Source organism: Streptomyces sp. NPDC126499, from assembly GCF_040302485.1.
Lineage (GTDB): Bacteria > Actinomycetota > Actinomycetes > Streptomycetales > Streptomycetaceae > Streptomyces.
This window is the reverse complement of sequence record NZ_JBEOUO010000017.1, coordinates 78,346-93,205: the sequence shown is the minus strand read 5'-3', so window position 1 is coordinate 93,205 and position 14,860 is coordinate 78,346. Positions and strand designations below refer to the sequence as shown.

At 74.2% G+C, this 14,860-nt stretch carries 15 protein-coding genes; 6 read left to right on the top strand and 9 right to left on the bottom strand.

The window, feature by feature from the left end:
* The first annotated feature begins 5 nt into the window (after positions 1-5).
* The gene (locus ABTZ91_RS24325; RefSeq protein WP_352079335.1) at positions 6-770 is read left to right on the top strand and encodes a hypothetical protein; all 765 of its coding nucleotides are present in this window, start codon (positions 6-8) and stop codon (positions 768-770) included.
* A gap of 167 nt (positions 771-937) precedes the next feature.
* Positions 938-1,504, top strand: a complete 567-nt coding sequence (locus ABTZ91_RS24320) for a hypothetical protein (RefSeq protein WP_352079334.1) — start codon at positions 938-940, stop codon at positions 1,502-1,504.
* Positions 1,505-1,639: 135 nt separating this feature from the next.
* Here ABTZ91_RS24320 and ABTZ91_RS24315 read toward each other — a convergent pair whose 3' ends face one another.
* Positions 1,640-2,170 (bottom strand): hypothetical protein, encoded by a 531-nt coding sequence (locus tag ABTZ91_RS24315; RefSeq protein ID WP_352079333.1) that lies wholly within the window; start codon positions 2,168-2,170, stop codon positions 1,640-1,642.
* A 390-nt stretch (positions 2,171-2,560) separates the two neighbouring features.
* Here ABTZ91_RS24315 and ABTZ91_RS24310 point away from each other — a divergent pair, with 390 nt between their 5' ends.
* Complete coding sequence (locus ABTZ91_RS24310) at positions 2,561-3,220, top strand: class F sortase (protein WP_352079332.1); 660 nt, start codon at positions 2,561-2,563, stop codon at positions 3,218-3,220.
* Between the two features lie 72 nt (positions 3,221-3,292).
* Here the strand turns inward: ABTZ91_RS24310 and ABTZ91_RS24305 are convergent, their stop codons facing one another.
* Positions 3,293-4,177 (bottom strand): polysaccharide deacetylase family protein, encoded by an 885-nt coding sequence (locus ABTZ91_RS24305; protein ID WP_352079331.1) that lies wholly within the window; start codon positions 4,175-4,177, stop codon positions 3,293-3,295.
* Positions 4,178-4,275: 98 nt separating this feature from the next.
* Positions 4,276-5,466 carry a CapA family protein gene (locus tag ABTZ91_RS24300; RefSeq protein ID WP_352079330.1) on the bottom strand — a complete coding sequence of 397 codons (1,191 nt, stop codon included), beginning with the start codon at positions 5,464-5,466 and terminating at the stop codon, positions 4,276-4,278.
* Positions 5,467-5,694: 228 nt separating this feature from the next.
* Between ABTZ91_RS24300 and ABTZ91_RS24295 the strand changes: the two genes are divergently transcribed.
* From ABTZ91_RS24295 to ABTZ91_RS24285, 3 genes are all read left to right on the top strand, one after another.
* Complete coding sequence (locus ABTZ91_RS24295) at positions 5,695-6,261, top strand: sigma-70 family RNA polymerase sigma factor (RefSeq protein WP_352079329.1); 567 nt, start codon at positions 5,695-5,697, stop codon at positions 6,259-6,261.
* Between the two features lie 4 nt (positions 6,262-6,265).
* On the top strand, positions 6,266-6,679 hold the full coding sequence (locus tag ABTZ91_RS24290) for a PaaI family thioesterase (RefSeq protein WP_352079328.1): 414 nt from the start codon (positions 6,266-6,268) through the stop codon (positions 6,677-6,679).
* A 256-nt stretch (positions 6,680-6,935) separates the two neighbouring features.
* Positions 6,936-7,379, top strand: coding sequence for a hypothetical protein (locus ABTZ91_RS24285; protein ID WP_407078017.1), 444 nt, complete (start codon positions 6,936-6,938; stop codon positions 7,377-7,379).
* Between the two features lie 24 nt (positions 7,380-7,403).
* Here ABTZ91_RS24285 and ABTZ91_RS24280 read toward each other — a convergent pair whose 3' ends face one another.
* The 6 genes from ABTZ91_RS24280 to ABTZ91_RS24255 all read right to left on the bottom strand — a co-directional run bounded on the left by ABTZ91_RS24280 (position 7,404) and on the right by ABTZ91_RS24255 (position 14,682).
* The gene (locus ABTZ91_RS24280) at positions 7,404-8,621 is read right to left on the bottom strand and encodes a histidine kinase (protein WP_352079327.1); all 1,218 of its coding nucleotides are present in this window, start codon (positions 8,619-8,621) and stop codon (positions 7,404-7,406) included.
* The gene (locus tag ABTZ91_RS24275) at positions 8,618-10,363 is read right to left on the bottom strand and encodes a cation acetate symporter (RefSeq protein ID WP_352079326.1); all 1,746 of its coding nucleotides are present in this window, start codon (positions 10,361-10,363) and stop codon (positions 8,618-8,620) included. The genes ABTZ91_RS24280 and ABTZ91_RS24275 overlap by 4 nt, the downstream gene beginning before the upstream one ends.
* A gap of 24 nt (positions 10,364-10,387) precedes the next feature.
* On the bottom strand, positions 10,388-10,762 hold the full coding sequence (locus ABTZ91_RS24270) for a hypothetical protein (protein WP_352079325.1): 375 nt from the start codon (positions 10,760-10,762) through the stop codon (positions 10,388-10,390).
* Positions 10,763-10,839: 77 nt separating this feature from the next.
* Entirely contained in the window at positions 10,840-11,589 is a 750-nt protein-coding gene (locus ABTZ91_RS24265) for a LytTR family DNA-binding domain-containing protein (RefSeq protein WP_352079324.1), read from the bottom strand.
* 46 nt (positions 11,590-11,635) lie between these two features.
* Entirely contained in the window at positions 11,636-12,496 is an 861-nt protein-coding gene (locus tag ABTZ91_RS24260) for a DNA-formamidopyrimidine glycosylase family protein (protein WP_352079323.1), read from the bottom strand.
* 197 nt (positions 12,497-12,693) lie between these two features.
* Complete coding sequence (locus tag ABTZ91_RS24255) at positions 12,694-14,682, bottom strand: SpoIIE family protein phosphatase (RefSeq protein WP_352079385.1); 1,989 nt, start codon at positions 14,680-14,682, stop codon at positions 12,694-12,696.
* Between the last annotated feature and the right edge of the window lie 178 nt (positions 14,683-14,860).

Below are 14,860 nucleotides of genomic sequence, written 5' to 3'. Positions count from 1 at the left end.
CACACGTGTCCGAATGGCTTGTTCTGACCCTTGCGATGGCCGCCGCGTGCGCCGTCGTGCTCACCATCGTCGTCATCAACAACCGCCGGCTCCCCGAGGACGACGACCCCAGCGAGACCCCGGACGTCATCGAGTACATGACGATGATGATCGGTGTGGTGTACGCCATCGTCCTCGGTCTCGCCATCGCCGGCGTCTGGGAGGCGCGCAGCGCGGCCCAGGAGACCGTGCGCCAGGAGGCGCAGGCGCTGCACGAGATCTCCGCACGGGCCGAGGTCTACCCGCAGGCCGTGCGGGAGCGGATCCGCTCCGACGTCGACGCGTACGTGTCGTACGTCGTCGGGGACGAGTTCCCGCACATGGCGGAGCACGGCGAGCTGACCGACCGGGGGACGGAGCTCCTGGAGAAGGTCCGCCGCAGCGTGACCGACTACCAGCCCGCCAACGACTTCGAGGGCCAGGCCTACCAGCCGCTGGTGGACCAGGTGGCCGTCGCCGACGACGCCCGCGGGGCGCGCGGGCAGAGCGCCGGCGAGACGATGCCGGGGGTGGTGTGGTTCGGCCTCATCATCGGGGCCCTGGTGACGGTGGGGCTCATCTTCACGCTCCAGATCCGGCGCACCGGAAGGGAACTGCTGCTGGCCGGTCTGTTCAGCGCGCTCATCGCCTTCCTGCTGTTCCTGATCTGGAACTTCGACGCTCCGTACGGCCGGGGCATCTCGGCGACCGCCGGGCCGTTCACCGACCTGTTCCCGCAGCTCACGAAATGAGGGGCGGACGGCCCGTGGGCCGTGCGGGCGACACGCGTGCCCCATTCGCCGGTCTGGGATCGCGGTTGTGGTAGAGGGCTCCTACCGTTTCGGACATCGAGGTGCATTCCGCGCCCTTTGCGGAAAACCCTTCCGCAGCTGCTCCTCGGAATCCGGAGGACTCACCCATGCACGCGATACGTGCCGTTTCCACCGCTCTGCTGGGAGCGGCCACCCTCGCCCTGGCCGCTCCCCCCTCCGTCGCCGCCGACGGCGCCCCGGCGCCGAACCCCAAGGCGGCCAGAGCGAAGGCACCGGGCGATTTCGTCGTCTCTCCCCCCGTCGTCGCACCCGGGGGCCGGGTCACCCTGAGTGCCCCCGGCTGCGCGAGCACGGCGACGGCCTCGGCCGGCATCTTCGACACCGTCACGATCGCCCCCGGTTCGGCCGCCACCGCCACGGTGGACTTCGACGCCAAGCGGGGCGCCGTCTACACGGTCTCCTTCAACTGCACGGGCGGCATTCAGGGCTCCGTCGACCTCACCATCAGCGGCATGCCGACCCCGACACCGACCCCCACCCCGACGGCGAGCTCGACGCTGCTCCCGCCGCCGCGCGGGGTGCAGGGCGGTCTCGGCGGCTCGGTCGGGCCGGGCGCCTGGACGCTCGCGGCCGGTGGCGCCATGGTGCTCGCGGCGGCGGGCGGCGCGGTCTTCGTGGTCCGTCGCAGGGCGGCCGCCGGCCGGCGCGGCTGACGGCGCGGACGGTGCCCCGATCCGCACCGCCGGCACCCGCCACGACGACCCGTCCCGCCATGACGCCCGTCGCCCCCGGATCCTTGAGGATCCGGGGGCGACGGGCGTTGCGGGCCGACCGGGAGGTTCGACCGGTCAGGCCCCCGCGCCGGACATGCGGCGCCGGCGGATGACGAACAGGCCGCCGCCAAGGGCCGCGGCGGCGACGAGGCTGCCGCCCACCGCCATCTCGGTGGAGCTGGGGGCGAGCGCGCCGCCCAGACCGCCCGACGTGCCCTGGCCGGCCAGCACACGGAACCGGTGGGTGAGCACCTTGTTGGGGCTCGTGCAGTGGACGGTCAGGGTGTGCTCGCCGGGCGTGGCGTGGTTGTAGACGCGGGCGACGGCGCTGGAGACCCCGCCGAAGGGCGCGGAAAGGCTGACGGTCGGGAAGGCCGCGGAGGAGACGATGCCACCGCCGCAGCCCTTGACGGTGATCGTGAGAGTCGACCCCTGGTGGACCGCGGAGGGGATGACGTTGACGTGGATGCCGTCACCTCCCCGCTGCACCGCGGAGGAACCGACGGTGACACTGCTGGGCCCGTTGGTGGCGGTGGCGAGGGGGGCCGCGAGCCCGAGCGCCGCGAACGCGGTCGCCGTCACCGCCAGAGTGCGTGCAGCACGCATGGTTGAACCTCCAGTGGAAGACGCCCCAAAGCGGTGCTCCGGGAGATTCGACGAGTACGCCTTCCATGACGAACCATCACAAGTGCGGACGGCCTGCGCATTTCGGCAATGGGCCACCCCGGTGAGGCCCGATACCGGCCGAACGGGGGTGGGAATCTGACGGAGCCGCAGGTCACGCGGCGTCGGAGCGATGATCTGACGAATACTCGGATGGGTCATCCGCCGTTCACCCGGCCCGGGGCCCCCGCGCACCCGGCCCGCGGCCCCGCGCACCCGGCCTCCGGGCCCCGGCGCACCCGCCGGAGGGTCCCGCCACCCGTTCGCCCCGCTCTGATCGCGGGTTCGCGTCCCCGCCCTTACCGTTCCACGTGACGCCACCAAGGGAGGACCATGAGCCCCAAGGACTTCAGCCTCTTCGAAGCCGCCAGGAGACGCCAACCCTGGGGCGCCCTGGCCCTCGTCATGCTCTCCGGCCTGGCGATAATGCGCAACGGGGTCGGCTTCGAGTCCGGTCCGCCCCAGCCCACGGCGGCCTCCCGCCCGGTGGCCCGTCCGGTCGGCCCGGCGCCCACCACCGCCGGCCTCCAGGAGCTGCCCTTCGCCCCGGCCTCGCGGATCAGGATCCCGGCGATCCGGGTGGCCGCCCCGATCATGGACGTGGGCCTCGACCAGAACGGCTGGATCGCCGCCCCGCCGCCGCAGGACGCCAACCTCGCCGGCTGGTACCAGAACGGCATCGCGCCGGGCCAGCGCGGCACCGCGGTCGTCGTGGGCCATGTCGACAACACGGCGGGTCCGGCGGTCTTCTACGGCCTCGGCTCCCTGGAGAAGGGCCAGCACATCGAGGTGGACCGTTACGACGGCCGGGTGGCGGTCTTCGAGATCTACGGGGTCGAGGTATACGAGAAGAACAACTTCCCCGGCGTCCAGGTCTACGGCGACACCGGGCAGCCCGAACTGCGGGTGATCACCTGCGGCGGCGGCTACTCGCGCGCCCACGGTTACGACGGCAACGTGGTCGTCTACGCCCGGATGGTCGGCTCGCGGTAGGCGCGGCCGCGGACGGGAGGAGGGCCCCGGCGCACGGACGGCGCCGGGGCCCTCGTCGTACCGCCGCCGGGCTCAGCGGCGCGGGACGGTGATGCTGTAGCCCGCGTCGAGGAGTTCGGGCAGATAGCGCCGCAGGGCGGCGACCGTGTGGGAGCGGTTGCCGCCGGCGTCGTGGTTGAGGACGACCACGCCGGGCCCGGCCCCGTCGAGGACGCGGCGCACGATGCTGTCGGTGGGCGGCTCCTTCCAGTCGAGGGTGTCGACGGTCCAGGCCAGCGGTTCCATGCCGAGTTCGGCGCCGATCTCGAACGAGTGGCGGTTCCAGGCCCCGTAGGGCGCCCGGTACCACAGGGGCGGGGCGCCGAGGGCCCGTTCGATGACGTCGCTGGTGGAGCCGAGCTCCTGGCGGATGCGGGAGGGCCGCAGCCTGGGCACGAGGGGATGGGACCAGGAGTGGTTGCCGACCACATGGCCGTCCTCGGCCATCTCCTTGAGCAGGTCCTCCTGGCCGACCACCATCTCGCCGCAGACGAAGAACATCGCCCGGCAGCCGTAGCGGCGCAGGGTGGCGAGGATCTGCGGGGTGTAGCGCGGGTCGGGTCCGTCGTCGAAGGTGAGCACCATCGAGCGTCCGACGCCGGTCAGATGGAGGAAGGGACGGGTCCGGACCGGGGGGATCGCCTTGCGGAAGGCGGGCGGCGCGTAGCCGGTCATCGGCTGGAGCCGGTACGCGGAGGGTCTGAGCCGGGCGGCCTGGGCCTGGGGTCCGGCCGCCGCGCCGGGCGGGGCGGGTGCGGGGCGGCCGGGCGGGGGTGCGCCGCCGGGACCGGCGGCGGGTGGGCCGTCGGGGCCGGTCAGCCGGTCGGTGGTGAAGACTCCGACGGCCGTGGTGGCGCCGAGGGCGGCGGCGAGGCGCAGCAGCGACCGCCGCCCTGTGGTCGTCTCATCCTTTTTCATGACCAATGGTGCGAACGGAGGACGGCGCGGCCCGCGCAGCGACACCGGCCGTCCGCCCGAAAGCACCTGATGAGCCGATAGGACGGGCCGCTGCGCGGCTACTGCCCCATGACGAGTCCGTCGGCGGCGGCGCCCCGGCTCTCGGCGACCTCGCGGATGGTGTCGCGGATCTCGGTGTACTGCTGCTCGCCCTGCCCGATGGCGGCGTTGAGGTTCACCACACGCCCGCGTGCGGTGTCGAAGTACTGGGGGACGAACTCGGCCCTGGTCACCTCCCACCGGCCGCCGGGTGCGGTGGGCGGGCCGAACGTGAAGCGGGCCAGGGTGCCCTGGTTGCCGCGGCGGTCGTAGGAGCCCGCGTAGTTGATCATGTCGCCGGCGATCTGGTCGCCCATGCCGTAGACGATCCAGGTGCCGTTGACCTTCTCGTACGCCTGGGGCACATGGGCGTGGGTGCCGAGCAGGAGGTCGATATCGGGACGGCCGCCGGTGCGGGAGGCGGTGAGGGCGCGGCCGAGGCCGAGCTGGGTCTCGTCGGGTGCGGTCTGCCACTCGGTGCCCCAGTGGACGGAGACGACCACGACGTCGGCGCCGGCCTGCCGGGCGGCGCGGGCGTCGGCGAGGATCTTCTGCTCGTCGATGAGGTTGACGGCCCAGGGCTGTCCCTCGGGCAGCGGATAACCGTTGGTGCCGTAGGTGTAGGCGAGCTGGGCGACGGTGGCGCCGCCCGCCTTGAGGAGGGTGGGCCGGGCCGCCTCCTCGGCGGTACGGGCGGAGCCGGCGTGCCGGACACCGGCCTGGTCGAGGGCGTCGAGGGTGCGGCGCAGTCCGGCGGCGCCGTCGTCCAGGGTGTGGTTGGAGGCGGTGGAGCAGGAGTCGTAGCCGGTTTCCTTGAGGGCCTCGGCAACCTCGGGCGGCGACTTGAAGGCGGGGTAGCCGGTGTAGGGGCCGCCCGGCTCGCCGTAGACGGTCTCCATGTGGCAGATCGCCAGGTCGGCGGTGGAGACGACCGGTTTGACACCGGAGAGCATGGGGCGGAAGTCGTAGCCCTGGCCGCCGGCGTCGGCGGCGGCCTGGCGGATGATCGAGGCGTGCGGGAGGACGTCACCGGAGGCGACGAGGGTGAAGGGGGCCGGCGCGGACGCTCCCCCGGGCGCGGCGGGCGGTTGCGGCGCCTTGCCCGTGGCCGCCGGGGCGGGAGGCGTACGGTCCGCGGCGGCGCAGCCGGTGGCGGCGGCGAGCAGGACGGCGGCGAGGGCCGCCGCGCCGGGTCTGGTGCGTGGGGTCATCTGCCGAACTCCGCTGATAAATGGGATGAACATCTGTTCATGCGAATTCACAGCGGACAAAGGCCCCAGTCAAGGGTCATTGCCGCAGATCGCTATAAACCCGCTGAATCGGACGCAACGCTTCCGCCCGACCGCTCGCCGTACCGTTCACCGCTCGGTGCGACCGTTCGTCGCAGACATCCGTCCGCGCCCTGTCCCCCGCCGTACGGATGCGTTCGTATACGGCGCATGACGACGGCAACGGCGACCACCGACGAGCGGGCCCTGAAGGAACTCCAGCGCGAACACGGCGGGGCCCTGTTCGCCTTCCTCCTCGGACTCACCCACGGCGACCGGCAGCGCGCCGAGGACCTGGCGCAGGAGACCCTCGTCAGGGCATGGCTGCACCCCGAGGCCTTCGACTCCCCGTACGAGTCGATGCGGCCCTGGCTGTTCACCGTCGCCCGGCGGCTCGCCATCGACGCGCGCCGCGCCCGGCTGTCCCGGCCCACCGAGATCGGCGACGGGATGCTCGCGCTCACCCCCGCCCCGGCCGACCCCACCGAGTCCTGCGACGCCGCGCTCGACGTCCGGGCGGCGGTGCGGGGCCTGAGCCCGGAGCACCGCGCGGTCCTCGTCCGGCTCTACTTCCACGGGCAGACCGTCAACGAGGCCGCCGCCGACCTCGGCATCCCGGCCGGCACCGTCAAGTCCCGCTCGCACTACGCGCTGCGCCAGCTCGGCCACCGGCTCCCCGGCTACCGGCCGTCGCGGCGCGGGGCCGTTGCCCGGTCCACCGCCGCCGCCCCACAATGACGTCGTGACGCTCACTCTCGCCGCCGCCGAAAAGATCCTCTCCGACAACTTCGCCCCCTGGGTGCTCGACCTGGGGCTCTCCGTGGACTCCGTCGACGGCCAGGAGGCCGTCCTCCGGCTCCCCTGGTCGGACCGGCTCGCCCGGGAGGGCGGCGGGCTCTCCGGTCAGGCGCTGATGGCCGCCGCCGACACGGCGACGGTGATCGCGGTGGCCGCGGCCCGCGGCGGCTTCGTCCCGATGACCACGGTCCAGCAGTCGATCAGCTTCCAGCGCGCGGTGGTCGGCGCGGACGTCCTGGTGCGGGCGCGGCTGACCAAGGCGGGCAAGCGGATGGCCTTCGCGGACATCACGATGACCGCCGAGGGCACCGAGGAGACGGCCGCCCACGCCACGGCGGTGTACGCGCTGCTCGGCTGAACGGGGCCGCGTGGTCCGGGCCGGACCGGCCTCACGCACGCCCAGGCCGGACCGGCCTCGCGCACCGGCCGGCCGGGTCGGCCCCGCGCGCCCCTCGGCTTCACCTTCGTCACACGGCTCCCACCTGCATCGATGCGGAACAGCCCGTGTCCGAATCCGTCCGGGCGAGTTGAGCGAATGCGCCCCGCGCGCGCCCTTCTCGGAGGAGGCTCGTCACCGGGGCCTCGACCAGGACGTCCGGGAGAAGGTGGAAACGGTGCTGCCCGAAAGCACGAACGGCGCCGGCGGAGGCGGTCTCGCCGTCCCCATGGACTGGCTGTGCGCCGAGTACGTCGCCGACGACGTGATGCGGACCAGCGGGCTCGCCGGGCCCGGTTCGCTGGAGTTCCGGGCCGGGGTGCAGACCCTGGCGCTCACCATCCTGCTGTCCGGCGCCGGGAGGGACGGCTGGCTGCGCCGGACCGCCCACGACCATCCCTGGTCCGCCTGGGTCACCGCCCGCCTCGACGAGGCGGCGGCCGGCGGGCCGGATCTCGCGCTCGCCCGGGGCACCTGGCGGCGGCTGCGGGCGACCGAGCTGCGGGCCGCGGACCTGGCCGGGCTCACGGGGCTCGGCGGCGTCGACGAGGACCGGCAGGTGTGGCTGCCCGCCTGGCAGGTGGGGGTGGCCCTCGGCCATCTCGCGCTGCACCTGTGCTGACGGGCCGCACGCGGGCGGCGCCGGTCACGCCGTGGGATGCACGCCCGGCCGGTACTTGGGAATCCGTACCGTCACCTTCATGCCCGCGCCGATCCCGGTCTCGATGACCAGGCCGTGCTCCGGCCCGTACACCTGGCGCAGCCGTTCGTCCACGTTGGAGAGCCCGAGGCCCGAGGCGGAGGGCCGCTCGCCGCGCAGGATCTGGCGGAGCACCTCGGGGTCCATGCCCACGCCGTCGTCCTCGACGGTGACGACGGCCTCGGCGCCCGCGTCCCGGGCCGAGATCACCACCCGGCAGCCCTCGGCGGAGTCCTCCAGACCGTGCTTGACCGCGTTCTCCACCAGCGGCTGCAGACACAGGAACGGCAGCGCCACCGGCAGCACTTCGGGCGCGATCCGCAAGGTCACCTTGAGCCGGTCCCCGAACCGGGCACCGGCGAGCGCCAGATACTGCTCGATGGCGCGCAGTTCGTCGGCGAGCTGGGCGAAGTCACCGTGCCGGCGGAAGGAGTAGCGGGTGAAGTCGGCGAACTCCAGGAGAAGTTCACGGGCCCGCTCGGGGTCGGTGCGGACGAACGAGGCGATCGCGGCGAGCGAGTTGAAGATGAAGTGCGGGGAGATCTGGGCGCGCAGGGCGCGGATCTCGGCCTCCACGATCCGGGTGCGGGAGCGGTCCAGCTCGGCCAGTTCGAGCTGGACGGAGACCCAGCGGGCCACCTCCGTCGCCGCCCGCACCAGGACCGCCGACTCCCGCGAGCCGTAGGCGACGAGCGCGCCGAGCACCCCGTCCTCGCCGGTGAGCGGCGCGACCACCGCCCAGCGCAGCGGGCACTCGGCGTCGGCGCGGTCCTCGGCGCACCCGGTGTGGGCGGAACGGCCGCGCCCGGAGGCGAGGGTCCCGGCGACCAGGTCCATGACCCGCTCGCGGTGGTGTGCCTCGCCGGGGCCGTCCCAGGCGAGGACCGCGCCGCGGTCGGTGAGGCACAGCGCCTCGGTGCCGAGCAGGGAGCGCAGCCGGCCGGCCGCCTTGCGGGCGGTGTCCTCGGTGAGCCCGGCGCGCAGCGGGGGCGCGGCGAGCGAGGCGGTGTGCAGGGTGTGGAAGGTGGCCCGTTCGACGGGGGTGCCGAGGTCCAGGTCGGCGAAGCGGCGTCCCCGGCGGGCGGCGAGCCGGCCGAGGACGAACCCGGCGGCGAGCAGCACCACCGCGGCGGCGGCCGCCGCGGCCAGTTCGATGCCGGTCACCGCTCGCCTCCCCCGCCGAGCGCCTTGCCGCTGAGCTCCTCCGGCAGGTGCAGCCGGGCCAGGATCGCCGGCGTTCCGGCCGGGACGCTGCCCGGGGTGGCGAGGGACACGAGGATCATGCTGAGGAAGCCGAGCGGCACCGACCAGACGGCCGGCCACGCCATCAGGGTGTGCGGCCAGCCCTGCGGCGGCAGCCCGGCCCGGGTGGCCATGACGGCGGCGAGCGCCGAGCCGCCGCCGAGCAGCAGTCCGGCGACGGCGCCGGGCGGGGTGAGCCGCCGCCACCAGATGCCGAGGACGAGCAGCGGGCAGAACGACGAGGCGGACACGGCGAAGGCGAGACCGACGGCGTCGGCGACCGGCACCTTGGAGGCGAGGATCCCGGCGCTCAGCGGCACGGCGGTGGCGAGCAGGCTCGCGAGCCGGAAGTCGAGCCGGAAGTGGCGGGGGCCGCGGGAGGGCAGCACGTCCTGGGCGAGGACGCCGGCGACGGACATGGTCAGGCCCGAGGCGGTCGACAGGAACGCCGCGAAGGCGCCGCCCGCGAGGAGCGCGCCGAGCAGGTCGCCGAGGACGCCGCCGAGCATCCGTTCCGGCAGGACCAGCACGGCGGCGTCGGCGGCGCCGGTGAGGGCGAGTTCGGGGGCGTAGATCCGGCCGAGCGCCCCGTACAGCGGCGGCAGCAGATAGAACCCGCCGACCAGGCCGAGGACGACGAGGGTGGTGCGGCGGGCGGCCCGGCCGTGCGGGCTGGTGTAGAAGCGGACGGCGACGTGCGGCAGGCCCATGGTGCCGAGGAAGGTGGCGAGGATCAGCCCGTACGTGGCGTACAGCTGGTGGCCGTCGCGGCCGCCGGCCAGCGGCTGGGACCAGCCGAGGGGGTCGGCACCGCTGGTCGCCCGCCCGGGGACGGGCGCGCCGGCGGGGAAGGCGAGCGCCGTGCCGCCGTCGACGCGGTGGGTGCCGGGGCGCAGCGTGACCGTGTCCCCGTCGTACGGGCGGCCGTCGACGCGGCCGGTGACGGTGAGCGTCAGGGGTGCGTCGACCTCGATCCGTACCGTGTCGGCGACCCGGACGGCGGTGTGCTCGCGGAAGACGGCGGGGGCGTCGAAGCGGGCGCGCGGGGCGCCGTCCCCGTACCAGGCGGTGAGCAGGAAGAGGGCCGGGACGAGCAGGGCGGTGAGCTTGAGCCAGTACTGGAAGGCCTGGACGAAGGTGATGCTGCGCATGCCGCCGGCGGCGACGATGCCGGTGACGACGAGGGCGACGACGAGCCCGCCGAGCCAGTCGGGGGCCCCGGTGAGGATCTCCAGGGTGAGCCCGGCGCCCTGGAGCTGGGGCAGCAGGTAGAGCCAGCCGATGCCGACGACGAAGAGGCTCGCGAGGCGGCGGGCCCTCGGCGATTCGAGGCGCGCCTCGGCGAAGTCGGACAGCGTGTACGCGCCGGAGCGGCGCAGCGGGGCGGCGACGAGGAGCAGCAGGACGAGGTAGCCGGCGGTGTAGCCGACCGGGTACCAGAGCATGTCGGGGCCCTGGACGAGGACGAGCCCGGCGATGCCGAGGAAGGAGGCGGCGGAGAGGTACTCGCCGCTGATGGCGGCCGCGTTGAGCCGGGGACCGACGGTGCGGGAGGCCACGTAGAAGTCGGAGGTGGTGCGGGAGATCCGCAGGCCGAGACCGCCGATGAGGACGGTGGCGAGGACGACGGCGGTGACGGCGACGACCGCGTGGGCTTGGTTCACGGGACCTGGCTCATCGGGCGCGGGTCACCGTTCGACGAGGACGGTGAAGTCGCGTTCGTTGCGTTCGGCGCGGCGCACGTACCAGCGGGCGACGGCCCAGACGACCGGGTGGACGCCGACGCCGAGCACGCCCCAGACCACGGCCTCGGGGGCGGGCAGGGCGAGCAGCAGCGGCAGGGAGCCGACGAGCAGGGCGAGCGCGCACAGTCCGGTGAGGGCGGCGCGGAGCTGGCTGCGCATCAGGGAGCGGACGTAGGTGTGGCCGAGGGTGGTCTGCTCGCTGATCTCGAAGCGGGCGGGCGCGTGAGGGGGACGCGGCCGGGGCACGGGGCCGCCGCCGAGCGCCGTCGCGTACGTGACGGTCTCGCGCCGGGGCCGGCGCTGGGGGTCCTCGGACATGGGCGTCCGCTCTCTCACGGTCCGGTGGGTCCGAGGAGTGTACGTGGAAGGGGTACGGGCCCGGTAGGGGCCGCCGGTCAGCCGCGGGCCCTGCGCATCAGCAGGTCGCGCAGGTGGCGGGCGTGGCGGCGGGAGACGGCGAGTTCGGCGTCGCCGACCCGGACGGAGGTCGCGCCGCCGTCGAGGCGGAGCTCGTCGACGCGGCTCAGGGCGACGAGGTGGCGGCGGTGGATGCGGACGAAGCCGCGGGCGGCCCAGCGCTCTTCGAGGGTGGACAGCGGGATGCGCACGAGATGGCTGCCGTGGTCGGTGTGCAGGCGCGCGTAGTCGCCGTGTGCCTCCACGTACGCGATGTCGTCGACGGACACGAAGCGGGTGACGCCGCCGAGTTCCACCGGGATCTGCTCGGGTGCGGGCGTCTGGTGCGCGGTCTGCGCGTGGACCAGTTCGTGGGCGCGGCGCACGGCCTCGGCGAGGCGTTCGCGGCGCACGGGCTTGAGCACGTAGTCGACGGCCTCCAGGTCGAAGGCCTGGACGGCGAAGCCCTCGTGGGCGGTGACGAACACGATCAGCGGCGGCCGGGCGAAGCCGCCGAGCAGCCGGGCGAGGTCGAGTCCGCCGAGGCCGGGCATGTGGATGTCGAGGAAGACGACGTCGATGCCCTCGTCCCCGTCGGGGCCGGCCTCCAGGGCGCGGCCGATCCTGCGCAGCGCCTCGGTGGCGTCCGCCGCGCCCTCGGCGCTGCGCACGCGTGGGTCGGCCCGCAGCAGGTAGAGCAGTTCCCCGAGGGCCGGCGCCTCGTCGTCGACGGCCAGTACGCGCAGCATGCGCGGGAGTCTATTTCAGGCCGCTTCGGGCCGGCCGTGTCCGGCCTTACTTGAGGAGCTTCGACAGGCGGCGGTCGGCGAGCGGCTTGCCGCCGGTCTGGCAGGTGGGGCAGTACTGCAGGGAGGAGTCGCTGAAGGAGACCTCGCGGATGGTGTCGCCGCAGACCGGGCAGGGCTCGCCGGTGCGGCCGTGGACGCGCAGTCCGCTCTTCTTCTCGGCCTTGAGCCGGCCGGCGGCGAGGCCGTGGGAGCGTTCGACGGCCTCGGCGAGGGTGGTGCGCATCGCCGTGTAGAGGGCGGCGGTCTCTTCCTCGGTGAGGTTCTGGGTGGGTTTGAAGGGGGACATCTTCGCGGCGTGGAGGATCTCGTCGCTGTAGGCGTTGCCGATGCCGGCGATGAGGCTCTGGTCGCGCAGGGCGCCCTTGATCTGGCGGCGTTCGCCGGCGAGGAGGGCGGTGAAGGCGGCGAGGTCGAAGTCCTCGCCGAGCGGGTCGGGTCCGAGGCGCGCCACGCCGGGCACCTCGGCGGGGTCCCGGACGAGGTGGACGGCGAGCCGTTTGGTGGTGCCGGCCTCCGTGAGGTCGAAACCGTCGCCCCCGGTGAGCGCGACCCGCAGCGCGAGCGGCCCCTTCCCGGGCCGGGGCGCCCCGGAGGGCAGCACGTCCTTCCACTGCAGCCACCCGGCCCGCGCCAGATGCGTGAGCAGGTGCAGTCCGCCCGCCTCGACGCCGAGGAACTTCCCGTACCGGGCGACCCCGGTCACCCGCGTCCCGTCGAGCGCGCTCAGCGGCGGGTCGTAGGTCTTGAGCACGCTGATGGCGACGGGCAGCACGTGGGCGATCTCCTTGCCCACGAGCTGCTCGTCGAGGAACACGCGAAGGGCTTCCACCTCGGGCAACTCGGGCATGCCAACAGCCTGCCGCACGGGAGGGGCGGGCGCGCGTCGGAGGACGGCGGCCGGGCGGAAGGGGGGGGGCCGGCCTGCGGGGGGCAACAGGGCGGGAGGGGGGCCGGCCTGCGGGGGGCAACAGGGCGGGAGGGGGGCCGGCCTGCGGGGGACGGCGGCCGGGCGGGGGACGGCAGCCGGGCGGGGCGGGCCCGCGGTCACGTCCCCCGGGGCTCCGTCACGAACTCGCACCACACGCACTTTCCGGTGCCGCGGGGCTCCACGCCCCACAGGTCCGCGAGGCGGTCGACGAGCAGCAGGCCGCGGCCCGAGACGCCGGAGTCGCCGGCTTCGCGGCGGCGGGGAAGGGCACTGGAGCGGTCTTCGACCTCGACGCGGAGGCGGCGGTCGGGGCCGGCGAGCATGCGGAGGGTGAGGATGGCGCCGCCGTCGGTGTGCATGAGGGCGTTGGTGGTCAGTTCGTCGGCGACCAGCTCGACCTCGTCGGCGCGGGCGGCGGCGCCCCAGGCCCGGACGGCGGCGCGGATCATGTGCCGGGCGGAGCGGAGGGCCTCGGGGTCGTTCTGGCCCACGTGCTGTTGGAGGCGGCCGCCGGACGGGGGCGGGTGGGCGCCCTCGCGGCGGAGCAGCAGGACGGCCACGTCGTCCTCGCCGCCGCGTTCGTCGACGACGTCGCAGAGGTGGTCGGCGAGCTCGGCGAGGTTCCGCGGGCCGCGCCTGACCAGCGAGGACAGCCACTGGAGGCCCTCGTCGAGGTCGGCACCCGGCTTCTCGACCAGGCCGTCGGTGTACAGCACGAGGGTGTGGCCGGGGTCGAGTTCGACGGTGGTGACCGGGTAGTCGAGCCGGCCGAACTCGGCGGAGAGGCCGAGCGGGAGGCCGCCCTCGACGGGGACGCGGTGCGCGGTGCCGTCGGGGTCCTGGACGAGCGGGTCGACGTGGCCGGCGCGGACGATCTGGACGAGTCCGGTGGCGGGGTCGGCCTCCGCGTAGGTGCAGGTGGCGAAGCGCTCGGTGTCGAGCTCGTGGAGGAAGACGGAGGCGCGGGCCATGACGGTGGCGGGGGTGTGGCCCTCGGCGGCGTAGGCGCGCAGGACGATCCTCAGCTGGCCCATCACGGCGGAGGCGTGGGTGTCGTGGCCCTGGACGTCGCCGATGACGGCGCCGACGCGGCCGCCGGGGAGCGGGATGATGTCGTACCAGTCTCCGCCGATGTCGCGGCCGAGCCGGGCGGAGCGGTAGCGGACGGCTATCTGGGTGCCGGGCACGTCGGGGATGCGGCGGGGCAGCATCGCCTGCTGGAGGCCCTCGGCGAGGTCGTGCTCCTGCTCGTACAGCATGGCGCGCTGGAGGCTCTGCGCGATGGAGCTGCCGAGGGCGACGAGGAGGTTGCGCTCGTCGGCGCTGAAGCCGGTGCGGTCGCTGTAGAGCAGGCCGAGGGCGCCGATGGGGCGGGCCTGGGCGATCAGCGGGAGGTAGGCGGCGGAGGTGACACCGAGTCCGCTGATGTGCGGCCACAGGATCGGGTAGGAGCTCGCGAAGTCCTCGGGCGACTCGATGAAGCGGGGCCGCAGGGTGCGGATGACCTCGCTCATCGGGTACGGCTCGTCCACGCGGGTGAAGCGGGTGCCCGGGACGAACGCGCCGTCGGGTCCCTCGGCCACGAGGTGGATCCGGCCGGCCTCCAACAGGCCCATGACGAGGCTGGCGGCGCCGAAGTGCTCAAGGCCCTGGGAGTCGTTGAGCAGGTCGATGATGTCCTGCACGGTCCGGGCGTGGGCGAGGGCGGCCGTCATGCCCTCGACGACGCTGGTGCGCTGCCGGCGGCCCTCGTCGAGGCCGAGCCGGGCGGCGGACTCGGTGAGTTCCTCGGAGGCGTCGCGTACGACTCCGACGATGCGGTACGGGCGGCCCTCCTCGTCACGCCGTACGAGCCCCTGCGTGTGGGTCCAGCGCTGGACGCCGGCGCGGGTGCGGATCCGGAAGTAGGCGCCGTAGCGTTCGCTGCCGTCCTTCAGCGCCTGGGCGACCAGGGCGTCGAGGCGCCGCCCCTCGTCGGACAGGACCCGCGAGCCGAGGGTCGCCGGGTCCCCGTCGTACTCGCCCGGTGCCATGTCGAAGACGTTCAGGGCGCCCTCGTCCATGGTCATCCGGCCGGTGACCAGGTCCCAGTCGAAGCTGCCCATGCCGAATTCCCGGCCGAAATCATGGAGGAAGCAGCAGGCCGGCTGGTCCGCCCCCGCTGCGCAGCGGCACCGCTCGGCCGCCTCCCCGCCCCCTCTGCCCGCGTTCATGGGGGCCACGCTAGGCGCAGCCCCGCCACCGCGCACGGCGAAGATCGGCAACAGGTTCGCAACAACGCGT

Excerpts from the sequence above, each read along its gene's own strand:
- ABTZ91_RS24255 (WP_352079385.1), bottom strand. The coding sequence starts at position 14,682 with ATGGGCAGCTTCGACTGGGACCTGGTCACCGGCCGGATGACCATGGAC.
- ABTZ91_RS24310 (WP_352079332.1), top strand. The coding sequence starts at position 2,561 with ATGAGCCCCAAGGACTTCAGCCTCTTCGAAGCCGCCAGGAGACGCCAA.
- ABTZ91_RS24260 (WP_352079323.1), bottom strand. The coding sequence starts at position 12,496 with ATGCCCGAGTTGCCCGAGGTGGAAGCCCTTCGCGTGTTCCTCGACGAG.
- ABTZ91_RS24270 (WP_352079325.1), bottom strand. The coding sequence starts at position 10,762 with ATGTCCGAGGACCCCCAGCGCCGGCCCCGGCGCGAGACCGTCACGTAC.
- ABTZ91_RS24265 (WP_352079324.1), bottom strand. The coding sequence starts at position 11,589 with ATGCTGCGCGTACTGGCCGTCGACGACGAGGCGCCGGCCCTCGGGGAA.
- ABTZ91_RS24315 (WP_352079333.1), bottom strand. The coding sequence starts at position 2,170 with ATGCGTGCTGCACGCACTCTGGCGGTGACGGCGACCGCGTTCGCGGCG.
- ABTZ91_RS24320 (WP_352079334.1), top strand. The coding sequence starts at position 938 with ATGCACGCGATACGTGCCGTTTCCACCGCTCTGCTGGGAGCGGCCACC.
- ABTZ91_RS24300 (WP_352079330.1), bottom strand. The coding sequence starts at position 5,466 with ATGACCCCACGCACCAGACCCGGCGCGGCGGCCCTCGCCGCCGTCCTG.
- ABTZ91_RS24295 (WP_352079329.1), top strand. The coding sequence starts at position 5,695 with ATGACGACGGCAACGGCGACCACCGACGAGCGGGCCCTGAAGGAACTC.
- ABTZ91_RS24305 (WP_352079331.1), bottom strand. The coding sequence starts at position 4,177 with ATGAAAAAGGATGAGACGACCACAGGGCGGCGGTCGCTGCTGCGCCTC.